The 12,578-nt window shown below is 38.4% G+C and carries 9 protein-coding genes; all 9 read left to right on the forward strand.

Going from position 1 to position 12,578, the window contains the following annotated elements:
- The first annotated feature begins 203 nt into the window (after positions 1 to 203).
- The 9 genes from H4J76_RS18450 (at position 204) to H4J76_RS18490 (ending at position 12,521) form a co-directional block, all read left to right on the forward strand.
- Positions 204 to 1,481, forward strand: a complete 1,278-nt coding sequence (locus tag H4J76_RS18450; protein ID WP_182218495.1) for a polysaccharide biosynthesis/export family protein — start codon at positions 204 to 206, stop codon at positions 1,479 to 1,481.
- Between the two features lie 7 nt (positions 1,482 to 1,488).
- Entirely contained in the window at positions 1,489 to 2,880 is a 1,392-nt protein-coding gene (locus H4J76_RS18455; RefSeq protein ID WP_182218493.1) for a hypothetical protein, read from the forward strand.
- Between the two features lie 389 nt (positions 2,881 to 3,269).
- Positions 3,270 to 4,538 (forward strand): O-antigen ligase, encoded by a 1,269-nt coding sequence (locus tag H4J76_RS18460; RefSeq protein ID WP_182218492.1) that lies wholly within the window; start codon positions 3,270 to 3,272, stop codon positions 4,536 to 4,538.
- The gene (locus tag H4J76_RS18465) at positions 4,531 to 5,673 is read left to right on the forward strand and encodes a polysaccharide pyruvyl transferase family protein (protein WP_182218490.1); all 1,143 of its coding nucleotides are present in this window, start codon (positions 4,531 to 4,533) and stop codon (positions 5,671 to 5,673) included. The genes H4J76_RS18460 and H4J76_RS18465 overlap by 8 nt, the downstream gene beginning before the upstream one ends.
- Complete coding sequence (locus H4J76_RS18470) at positions 5,633 to 6,577, forward strand: glycosyltransferase family A protein (protein WP_182218489.1); 945 nt, start codon at positions 5,633 to 5,635, stop codon at positions 6,575 to 6,577. Before H4J76_RS18465 ends, H4J76_RS18470 begins: the two co-directional genes overlap by 41 nt.
- A 264-nt stretch (positions 6,578 to 6,841) precedes the next feature.
- A complete protein-coding gene (locus H4J76_RS18475; RefSeq protein ID WP_182218487.1) occupies positions 6,842 to 10,108 on the forward strand; it encodes an LruC domain-containing protein in 3,267 nt (1,088 codons plus the stop codon).
- Between the two features lie 11 nt (positions 10,109 to 10,119).
- Positions 10,120 to 10,650, forward strand: a complete 531-nt coding sequence (locus tag H4J76_RS18480) for a hypothetical protein (protein WP_182218485.1) — start codon at positions 10,120 to 10,122, stop codon at positions 10,648 to 10,650.
- Between the two features lie 218 nt (positions 10,651 to 10,868).
- Positions 10,869 to 11,117, forward strand: coding sequence for a DUF3297 family protein (locus H4J76_RS18485; protein ID WP_182173540.1), 249 nt, complete (start codon positions 10,869 to 10,871; stop codon positions 11,115 to 11,117).
- A gap of 255 nt (positions 11,118 to 11,372) precedes the next feature.
- A complete protein-coding gene (locus H4J76_RS18490) occupies positions 11,373 to 12,521 on the forward strand; it encodes an ATP-grasp domain-containing protein (protein ID WP_182218483.1) in 1,149 nt (382 codons plus the stop codon).
- Positions 12,522 to 12,578: the final 57 nt, after the last annotated feature.

The following is a 12,578-nucleotide window of genomic DNA, read 5'->3' on the forward strand; positions in this document are numbered from 1 at the left end:
TTTATCAACAAAGTATCCATATATTTGGATAAAAAGGCTTTTGCAAAATAGATATAGCCCATTGCAAATTGCAAAACCATCTTTTTACCTTTCTAGCAAAAACCAAAAAAAACCATAAAATACAACGAGTAAAATAAAGATTATCAGTTGGTACGTTAAGTGCAGTAACGGTGTAGAGAGTTTAAATCGTTATGGAGAATTCAATGTCGTTTCACCCAGCTAAAAGTTACAAAATAATGCCAGCGCTTATCGCGCTCATTGGAATTTTAGTTTTACAGGGGTGTGCTAAACACTCATCAGTAGATATTGATAAGTCTGCACTTAGATTTTATGGCACGCCAGCTGACAATGGTGATGACTTTATTCATGAGCAAGCACCTAAAACGCTATTTTCAGATGGATTAAATTGCAGTCAGTTTCAAGATATGGGCGCAGCCCTAAATTATAGAACAGACAAACCATTAAATTTACATTCATCAAACATGAAAGCTTCAGCAGAGAATGACCCTATTCTTGCGCAAGGTTTATTATTAAGTCCCGGGGATTTAGTTGAAGTACTTATTGAAGATGGTGAAGGTTTTAATGGTCGTTATATTGTTGATAACGCGGGATATGTAAAACTACCTATTATAGGTGTTATTTCAGCAGGTGGTGCGACAACCAATAAGTTAGAAACCAAAATTGAATTAGCCTTAATTAGAGCAGAAATATTTCAACCCGCCAGTGCTAGCGTGACCATACACGTATTAAATTGGTCATCAATTGAGGTGTCTGTTGCCGGTGCGGTTTTTCAGCCTGGTACGGTATTAATTAATAAGAAACCAAATGGTATTCAAAATGCAGAACATTTAGATGCATTTGGTGATTATTCAACAACGCGATTATTGTCTGAAGCGATCAGAGCAGCTTCAGGTATTCGACCTGATGCAAAATTAGATCAAATAATTTTACTCCGTAAAGGCTGGCAGGTTCAAATAGATATGACAGGAATGCTCTCTGGAGAATTAGTTAAGGATTATCCATTAGTGGCAGGTGACCGCGTTATCGTACCCAGTACCGGTTGTTTTCAAGGACACTTAGTTAGACCTAGTTTAATTACGCCTAAGGGATTTCGTGTTTTTATGTCTAATCTCATTGATTCAGCCGGAGATAATGCGAGTGCAGCCGTGGGGCGATATTCAACTAGCCTGCCTTATGGTACACGCTTATTACAAGCGGCGGTTTCTGCTAATTGTGTCGGTGGTAAAGATTGGACCAATGCGCCACGTCGAGTAGTTCTTGCGAGTAAAAATCCAATTACCGGTGAAACACAAGTTATTGAGCGCTCGGTAGAAGCGTTAATGACGACACCGAATCAAGGCAATATTAACCCTTACTTAATGCCTAATGATGCTGTTGCCTGTTACGACTCAGATATTACTAACTTTCGTGATATCGCCAAGACAGTTGTCGACATCCTGCTTCCTATTAAATTGTTATAAGTGAATTATGAAATATCCTATTGTAACGTTAACGTCATTTGGCCTATTCAGAGCAAGAACATACTCAGTGTTAAAACGCCCTTATTTAGTGGTTGGTTTAGCTTGTTATTTAGTTGTTGCACTGATTATTATGCTTTATTTGAATAAGGCTCCGTCATTTACCAGTGATATGGAAATGGTCTTACCTGGAACCGGTAGCAGTAACAGTGTATCACTGGATAATGTCGGCCAAGTCGTTTCACAAACAAATACCCCTTTTTCTGGTGGTGGCTTTAACCCACGTGTTAATTATAAAGAGATGCTATCAAGCCGAGGTGTTAGGGGGCGTGCTGCTAAGAAACTAAATATTTCGCTTGATGAACTTGGTCAACCAAGAATTAAGCTCACCGAGCAAACCTCTATTATTTCATTGGCGATGAGTGCTGGTAGCTCAAAATTAGCACAAGAAAAAACCTTTGCCATCTATGAATCTTTACAAGACGAGTTGAGTAATCTTCGCGCCGATGAAGTGTTACGACGAGACCGGAGTATTAACCATGTTCTTGACCAGTACCGGGAAAGAATGAATATAACCCGTAATGCTATTGTTGATTTTCAACAGCGATCCATTGTGGTTTCAACCGATCAAATGAACCAATTGGTTAAAACCTTATCTGGTGTTAAAGAAAAACGACTTTATGTCAAAGCTGAAACAAGGCAATTACAAGAATATATTTATCAATTAAGCGAAGAGCTTGGGGTTTCACCCAAATTAGCAGGACAAGCATTCGCCCTGCAATCAGACGTTGAATTTAGAGCTTATATTACCGAATTAAAGGAAAGTATTACTCAACTCACCGAATACAGCTCTCGATGGGGGGTTAATCACCCAAAAGTGAAAGCACAACAAAAAAGATTAAACTTTACCCGAATTGCGATAAACCAGAGAAGCAGCGAAATGTACGGTGTTAATTCAAGTGAGATATTCAATTCCTTAAATTTGGATTTGAACCCAAAACGGGCTGAGTTATTCGCTGACTTAATTGCCGCTTATGCAAAACAAAAAGGCCAAGATTCAATGTTTGCTGATTTAGGACGATCTGTTGAACATCTTGGTGACCAATTAAAGGTCTACTCTAGAGAAATAGTGGAATTAGAGCGGTTACAAAGAGAATTTAACATGGCAGAAGCTATTTTTACCTCAGCAGCAGCAAGATTAGAAGCGAGTAAAGCAGATATTTTTGCCTCGTATCCGGTATTACAAATGCTGACAACCCCTTCTTACCCAATGAAACAAGGTAGTCCTAAAAATATCATTGCCTTTGTTGGTGCTGTAGCTGGGTTTTTATTCATTACCTTTGGCTTATTCGTTTTATCACAACGCAACAAGTTAATTCAAGTTTTACTCAAGAAAAACTAATTTGGCTAATAGAAGTTAACCCTATCAATGCTTAATAGCCTTGATAGAGGGTTAACTTTAGCCTTGTCTTAGACTTCTCCTTATTTTATCAACTCTATTCCCCGTATTACGTAGGTTAAATATGTAAATAATAATGGTCTTTTATAAAAAATATAATTAATTGCAAAATGAAAATCCTATTTTTATTTTGCAACTCAAAGATAATCCCCTACTTCAAAAACAACAAATAAAAACATCAGAATCAGTAGCTTAAAATAAATTAACAGCATTGGCACAGTTTTAGCAGTGAGTAGGTTAGCAACAATTTATTAATGATTAATACAATACCGGCTAAAGATAATAATACTTTTATATTAAGCCTTTATTCATCCATTTGGACAAATTAACTTATGGCTTCACAGCACCCCACTGCAAGTTCTACTGAAGAAAAGCTAGTTTGGTTCGGGTTAACACTTACCTATCCATTCTTCGCATTCGGTGGTCTTTATGTTATGGGCTCAGTGATAGGTTGGATGATCTTTATTGTGGTTTTATTACGTTGGTATGTAAACGGTAAAGACAAAAATGCAGTGATACCTGCCATTGTTTGGTTATGGATCCTCGGTGGCTTTTTTATGTTAGTCGCGCTACTCATTGGTCATTCAAATTGGGACTTAGGACTAGCAAAAACCATTAAGTCTTCGATTGGTTGGGCAAAAGGATGGGCACTGATGCCGCTATTTTTATTTATTGGTGCCTTTGTTGATATTAAACCGCAATTAGTGGTTAGAGCCGTATGCGTTGTTTCATTTCATTCGTTAGTTTTTGCCGGTGTGACTGTTGTTCTTTATATGGTTGGTGCCCCTGGTGATTTATTTATATCACCGCTACAAGTGATTGGCGGACCCGGTGAAAGCTTCTTTGCGGTAAGTTTATTTGGTTTAAACCCTGAAACTGGTGGTGGCCGTTGGAGGTTTTTTACTCCTTGGGCACCTGCAGCAGGATTTATGGCATGTATATTTTTAATTTTTACTAGCCAAGAAAAAGAACCTTTTTGGAGAAACTCTGGTTTAGCCGGCAGTTTCATCATGTGTTTACTCTCACAATCACGTGCTGGTTGGGTTATTTATATCGCTTTAGCGCCACTATGCTTTTTCAGTAAACATTTTAAAAATCCACTGCTTATTATACTTTTTGGCTTGTTCATTCCAGCCATTTTATTATTAGGCGAGCCGTTATTTAATTTTATCACTAACAGTTACGAAGACATTAAAGCTTCGCGCCCTGATTCAACACGAGTACGTAATACGCTAGAAGTACTCGCGTTGCAACGTTGGGAGTCAGAAGCTCCAATTTGGGGACATGGCATTGTAGAGAAAGGACCGAAAATCGTTGAAGGAATGCCTATAGGTTCACACCACAGCTGGTATGGACTGTTATTTGTCAAAGGCATAGTAGGACTTTTAGCATTAGCTATACCTTTAACGTTTACCTGTATCTATTTATTTTGGCATAGCCTTAAAAGCGAGATTTGTTATACCGCGGCGCTGATGGCAATCGTTTTTATCTGTTACTCATTTTTTGAAAATCTAGAAATACTAAGTTTTATTTATTGGCCAGCACTTTTATGGATAGGCATTGCCCTTAATCCACTAAAATCAGGAGAAAGACATGTTTAAGAAATACGATGCTTATTTAGTAGGCTATTACGGCATGCAAAATAGCGGCGATGATGCGCTGATGTATGCATCGGCCTGGGCGGCTCAACACATTATTGGTTGTGAAAATACCTTAGTCGGTTTGTACGGCGATTACCGCAGAGAAACACAAACGGATCATCAACTACCGCTCAAGTTTAACCAGCAATTTCCGGGGCAAAATAGGTTATTGCATTATAAAGCTGCACTTCAAAGTAAACGTATTATTTTTGGTGGTGGCTCGGTTTTACATAGTGAAACAGATATAAACCTTAAAAGACAATTAATGTCTTTATCAAGCCCTAAAAATAGCTTAGCAGTAGGGGTTGGAATTGGCCCGTTCAATTCAACTGCCGCAGAAAAAGCTTGCGCAAAATTTTTAAATGAATGTGGTTATATTGGCGTCAGAGATAGTGAAAGTTTAGACATTGCTCAAAGTATCGCCCCTAATGCTAACGTTAATAAAACCTTTGATTTGGCACCATTACTGTTGTGTTCAGATAAATATAAACCTGAAAAAGTCGAACGTAAAGGCATTGCACTGTCACTATGCTCTGTTGCTATTAATGCGATGGGCAAAACAAATAAAGGTGCTGAACAGCAAAGGTTTCACCAGTTTACTCAGTTAATAACACAGATATACGCCCAAACAGGTGAACCTATTACCTTAATTGAGTTTAACGGACATAGCTCATTAGGCGATTGGAAAATCAACAATAATATTATTGCTCGTTTAAACAAAACGGTGCCCGTAACGATAGAAAAATACCAAGCAGATCCCATTAAATTACTCGAAAAACTGGGCACTTACAAAGCTATTGTTAGTATGCGTTTACATGGTTCTATTTTAGGTTATTTAGCTAACACACCCGTGCTGTCAGTTAATTATCACAGTAAATGTAAAGGTTGGTGTGAAGAGATTGGCCTAGCACAAGACTATCAAATAGATTTATTTAATCTCAATATTAAATCGATTGTTAACCAAATCGTAAAGGGGTTATCAACAAATTTTATACCGCCAACGTTATCAGTTGATAGCGCTTTAAAGAATTCTTTATCTAACTGGAGTGATCAAAATGAAAAATATAAAATTTACTGTAATTATTCCGCTGTTTAACAAAGCCGAACATATTTTAAGAACACTTAACAGTGTCGCATGGCAGAAATACCCCGCTGCTGAAATTATTGTTATTGATGATGGCTCTACCGATGATGGCGCCTTAATTGTAAAAAATGCCAATATGGAAAATGTAAAACTCATCCAACAACAAAATCAGGGAGTGTCTGCCGCTCGTAATAATGGTGTTGCGTTAGCAAGCCATGAATACATTGCATTTTTAGATGCGGACGACCAATGGTTACCCTTATTTTTAGATGAGATAGCTCGCTTAATTGTTAGATTCCCGCAAGCAAAGTTTTTTGGAACACGCTACCAAATTGTCGAATCTGAGCATAACTATATCGATGCAAAAATAAAACTAAAAAACATCGACCCAGAGGGCGTGATATTAGCTGATTATTTTGATATCGCTTCACAAGGAGACCTACCTTTCACTATGTCTTCTATGGTCATTCAACGGTCATTATTTAACGACATTGGTGGTTTTCCTCTGAATGAACCTATAGGTGAGGATCAAGATTTATTCTGTCGGGTTGCGTTAAATACAGATATAGCTTATTCACCGAATATTCATTCTCTTTATCATAAAGATGCACAAAACCAAGCGAGTAAAAATAATATTCCTTCCACAGAGTGTGGCTTTAGTATTCGGATAACAGAGCAAGCATCTCGGTTTAAAGGTAATAAAAGCTCAGCCAATATGCTTAAATATAGTGCAACACATTTATGTCACTTGGCAAAACTCAATATTGGTGACGGCCATTTTACCCAGGCGAGGACATTATTATCAGACCCTCGTTGTAAACTAAAACCTAAACACTTAGTGGGACTTTATGGATTGTCATGGATAAAGCAAACAGAACAATGGTTAGTCAATGGTTTTCAATATAAACAGTTATAACGGTTAACCAGATGAACGCCAAAGCCGCATCTCAATAGAGCAGCGGCTTGATCCTTTATCAGTCCCCATTAATAAAATAGTAACCTTACTTTATTCTATTTTGCAAAATGATAATTTTCGCAAAACAAAAATAGAAAAACCAACACAAAAACAATAATAACTAACGATATCAGCAACTTATCAATTGTCGCTATATTGGTTCATTACTTGCAATACCTATCTTAAGTAACAAATAAAATTTTACATACAATTGAGGGTAGTAAGATGAAAAGGAATAATGCTTATATTTGGGATCACAATTTGGCTAAAATTGATGTTAGCGTATTAATAAATAATATTATAGTTAATAGCGCTATACATTATAGACGTGTAGCAAAACAAGCGAGTTTGATCATATCCACTTGTCTGTTTTTTACCCTATCTACTGCACAGGCCAGTAATGAAACTGTATTAGATTCAGCGCTAAATAACCAATCACTTTATGCCAGTAGTTATATAACGATGGGCGCGCGAACAATTGTTGGCGGTAATGTTCAAAGTGCTACAGCCATAACACTTGCTGCAAATGCGATTGTAGGTGGTAATGTTGAATCTGGAGCCTCAACAACCCTTGGCGCAGACGCAGCTGTTGTCGGCTATATCCAAGCAGGAACTACAGCAACACTTGGTGTGGCGTCTCTTGTTAATGGCGATATTGAAGCCGGAACCACAGCCACTGTTGGTGCGAGTGCGATCATTGCTGGCGCTCTAATAGCAGGAACTACAGTAACAATAGATGCAACAGTAGAAGTATCTGGTGATGTTTTTGCAGGCACAACAGTAACTATAGGTGCCGGTTCAGTGTTTCATGGCAACATAGATGCAGGTACAACCACAACCATAGGCGCAGGGGTCCAAATAGACGGTATTCTTACGGCAAATTCTTTGCTGGCATCTCCCATCCCTAACTTAGTAACAAATCAAGAAGATTTAATTACAAGATTACAAGTAACGTTGAAAGATTTAGGTACTGGAACAGAACTTATATCGACGTCTTTTGGTACTAATGATGAAACACTCGAAGCGGGTATTTACAGTACCATAGATTATTTATCGATAGCTATCGGTAAGACACTAACCCTAGATGGCAAAGGTGTTGACGGTGTATGGATTTTCAACATTGCTAATTACCTAAGCTTAGCTGCAGATTCAAAGATAATACTAAAAGATGTAACAGATAACAGCACTATTATCTGGAATGTACTTGGCGACAAAACAGGCTCAGCTGGCTACACACAACTTGGCGCAGGTGCAGAAGCTCGAGGTTACATATTTGCAAAAGGCTTTGTTCAAACAGGTGCTAATGCTGTGATAGCAGGTATAGGTGATGATTGTGGCGGTGCTTTTTCAGCCACTAATTTTATTGAGTTTGGTGCAGATAGCATCATCGGGAAAGAGGCGTGCATAAATGGCGTAGCTTTATCGGTAAACCAAGCCATTTTTGGGCAACCGTTTGCTGCTTGTCCAACCGATGCCTTTTTAATACAAGATACCTCAGCAACTTTATTTGGTGTGCAATTGGCTACCGGTCAGTATCAACAACTATCAAATACTATGGGCACAACAAATAAACTTAATGCGATGGGCTTTAATTTTCATGACCAATATCTTTATGCTTGGAGCACGGAGTTTGCTGGACCTGTCCGTATTAATAATAATTATCAAGTAACCCCATTACCGACAACTGGTTTACCCGAAATATCATTCTATGTTGGCGATATTGCCCTTGATAGCAATGTCTATTATTTATACCGCCCTGGTAACACCAATGGTTTATACGCTATCCCATTAGATTCAACTGCCGATAATTATTTAGTTGCAGAACGTATTATTGATGGCAGTAGTTTAAATTTACGTATCTTTGATATGGCCTTTCATCCCTTTAATGGTTTCGCCTATAGTGTTGATAATATCGGTAACCTTCATCGTATTGATGTAAATAATGGCAGTTCAGAATTAATTAATAATGTTGGTGAATCAGGTACATTTGGCGCTATTTACTTTGATGTCGATGAAAACCTTTATATTAGTCGCAACAACGACGGTAAAGTCTTTAAAATAGATACTAAAGAAGCAAACTCACTTGCTGTTTTATATGCTTATGGACCCAGTTCGAGTAATAATGATGGTGCACGCTGTGCCCTAGCCCCTGTTATTTCTACAGAAAAAACGAGCATTGACTTTGGTGATGCGCCTGCATCTTACGGTAGCTCTGCTGAAGATAATGGGGCTCGTCATAGTACTGAAAATAATTCTATCTTTATGGGTATTAGCGTTGATGCTGAATTTGATAGCTTTCAATTTCCACTAAGTGATGACGAAACAGACGGTAATAATGATGATGATGGTGTTGCTTTTGTCACAGGTATAGAAGTCGGTAACCTAGCAGTCCTACAACTTGTTGCTTCATCTTCAGCCTTTGTAAATGCATGGATAGATTTTGATGGTAACGGTGTTTTTGGAACCGATGAGAAAATAATTGATGCGTTACCTGTTATTGCAGGTAGTAATATTATTTCATATGAAGTGCCGACATGGGCTGAAGCGAACAGTACTTGGGCACGTTTTAGAATAAGTAGCACTGCTGACTTAGGTCCAACGGGTGGTGTTAGTGATGGTGAAGTTGAAGATTATCTTGTGGATATAACAGAAGCTAACGTTAGCATAGAGTATTACCCAAGTGCTTCTGGCTGGGCTACTATTGCCTTTGAAGATAATTGGCCAATAGTAGGCGATTATGACTTCAATGACTTAGTGATGAACTATCGTATTAGTGAATATATACTTGATGGTGAAGTTATTCGAGTGAAACTTGAAGGGCAAATTGCCGCTGTTGGCGGGTCTTATCACAACGGATTTGCTTTCCAATTACCTGGTATTAGCAGAGAAACGATTAACGAAGATGATATCCGCTATACCATTAACAACGTGCCTCAGCTCACATCACCTTTAGAGCAGGGGCGTGATAAAGCCATCGCAATAATTACCAACGACGTATGGGACTATGTAAGTGCCGGTGAAAACTGTAAGTATTACCGAAGTGAACCGGGTTGTGGTTCTAAAATTCAAATGCATTTTTCAATGACACTGCCAATGACCCGTGCAATTCCTATTGAAGAAATGCCTGCGTTCCCTTATGACCCATTTTTATTCGCTACTGAAAGCTATGAACATGGTTATGTATTCGGACAGGCTCCTGGTAGAGCATACGAAATACATTTGCCCAATAAAGCCCCTACCGAAGCTTTTAGAACAGACTTTTTTAACAGAGGTGAAGATAAGAGCGAACCTGATAATGAGCGTTACTTTGTTAATGAGAATGGTATGCCTTGGGCGATCAATGTTGGTACACAATGGCAATACCCTCTGGAATACATGGATGTAATTTACGCTTACCCCTTGTTTTCTAGCTTTATTATCAATGAAGGTCGTATTGATGATGACTGGTTTATAGAAAATAATGCCAATATAAAAAATACATTTTTAGATTAAAGGAGTGACATATGAATAAGCTATATATTAGTGTTCTATTAAGTGCTTTATTAACGGCATGTGGCGGCGGTGGTTCGGCCGGAGAAACAGTATCAGTAACGCCACAACCGGTAGTAGAAGAACAACAACCAGAGATTATTTTGCCCGACCCGATTGTAACCCAACCTGTGGTAACTGAGTTTATCTTAGCAGAAACTAGTCCCCTAGAGGCAAGAGCCGTGTTAGAAAGTAGTGCACAAACCAGCGGTGATATATCAGTACCCGATGGATTTTCATTAAATAGTGAGCGTTCATTTAATTTAAAAATAATCAGATCTGATGATGATGATCAAGCTGCCTATTTATCACTGTGCAGTGATTATCAAGAAAATAGCGATGGCAGCTATAACATTAATTATGATAGCTGCTTACTAAGAACATCATTGAATGAAGCGGTTTTTGAAACTGTAATTACCGTCACTAATGATACCGAGGGTTTAGTTGCAGCATTATGGTTTGTCGATGGGAGTAGGAATCCAATCATCAAAGATTGGCGCTTCTAATAACAGTATTGCAACGATGAGTAGATTGACTTGGATAGCCTTTAGTTTTTCTACTCGATAACGGCTTTAAGTATCGAAGATTATCCCGCTTACCGGCGTTATAAACCTGAGGTTTATTTAGACTTTTAAACAAAGGCTAAAAATTTATCACAACAGCGCTTGAGCGCTATCTATATATTGCCTACAATAGCGCAATTTTTTTATCATAGGTCACAAACATGAACGATACTACATCGCTACCCGCTTTACCCGATCGCCTATCAGGTAATCCCCGCAGCCCACATCATGTAGAAGAAATTTTTCAACACGAGATAGGTATTCGACTTAATGGCAAAGAACGTTTCGATGTTGAAGAGTATTGCATCAGCGAAGGTTGGGTAAAAGTCACCATGAACAAAGCGTTAGACCGTCGTGGTCAGCCACTTTTAATGACGGCTAAAGGCACAGTTGAAGCGTTTTACCGTTAAGCCTTATCAATAAAAAATAATAAGCTAATATGCCTTCTCCAAGGCATATTAAATATGGGTCAGCAAAGCAGTATCTACCTCGCTGCCTGACCCTACTTAACAATACAACGACGATCCAAATTTTAGACTGTTTGAAATTTTCATCCCCCCTCTTCTACTGCGCTAAATTATCTAAATATTCTTATATATTAATTTATATATATTCACTAGACTCAGCAGATAAATATGTGATTTAGAAATTATCAGAGGTATTGAGTGGCGAATGTATTAATCGTGGGTAGAAGAGGTCGATGTTATCGAGCCGCATTAAAGCTGGGTCATAACGTTTTTCTCTGGAGTGATGGTCCCCTTCACGAAAGTCGAAAAGAAAAATTGTCGGGCTGTATTGAAACATCATTTGAAAGCGCAGAAAAAATGCTTTTAAAAGCTGAAATAGCAGCAATTCGTGAATTTAACATTGAATATGTTATCGCAGCCACTGAATCAAGTGTCGATATTGCTGCTATGGTTCGTCAAGAATTCAAACTGACAGGCACGCCACTTAACATTACCCGTATCTTACATAATAAAAACGAGATGAAGCTCAAAGCTTTAGAGCACAACATTCCTATTACAAAATTCCATCTCATCAATGACAACGATACGCCACAAGAATTAGTTGATAAGTTAGGCCTGCCACTTGTTGTTAAACCTGTAGCAGAATCGGGTGCAAGAGGTGTCATGGTGCTAAAAAGCTTAGCGGAAGTAGCATTGCATTCAAAGCCCGGCCTACTGGCTGAAGCTTTTGTTGAAGGAAGTGAAGTTAGCGTAGAAACGTTGATCCATAATGGCGTGCCTATTTTTCATAATATAACCGACTATCTTCACCAATGGAAAAAATCAATATTACCGGCAAATTTAACCCTCGCATTGCAAGAAAAAATCATCGCGATAAATGATCAAGTCATCAAAGGATTTGGCGTTAAAAATGGTATGACTCATGCTGAATTCTATCTGACTAAGGCGGGGCCAGTATTTGGCGAAATGGCCGTTCGCCCACCAGGTGGATACTATATGGAACTCATTCAATATTCCTATGGTTTCAACCCATGGAAAACCTATGTAGAGTTAGAAACTGGAGCGACCCCAACCCCGTTACCTGTCAAAGCTAATAAATTTGCTTGCGTACTCATGATCCATCCTGGTCCAGGAACTATTGATGAGATTTCCGGTATCGAGCAATGCAAAGCACTCAAAGAAATAGACCAATTTAAACTTAATATTGCAGCTGGAGATGAAGTTTACGCACACGACAGTACCAGCAGCGAGGTTGGCCATGTATTTATGTCAGGTGATTCACAAGAGATATTACTTGAGCAATTAAAGTTTATCGAAGATAACCTGATCATTAAAATAAAAACATAGCGAGCTCTGCATAGTCTCTTTACAAGCGTTCACTTAATCTAAAAAAGCTCGATAGAC

The organism is Colwellia sp. BRX9-1, from assembly GCF_014077195.1.
Classification (GTDB): domain Bacteria; phylum Pseudomonadota; class Gammaproteobacteria; order Enterobacterales; family Alteromonadaceae; genus Colwellia_A.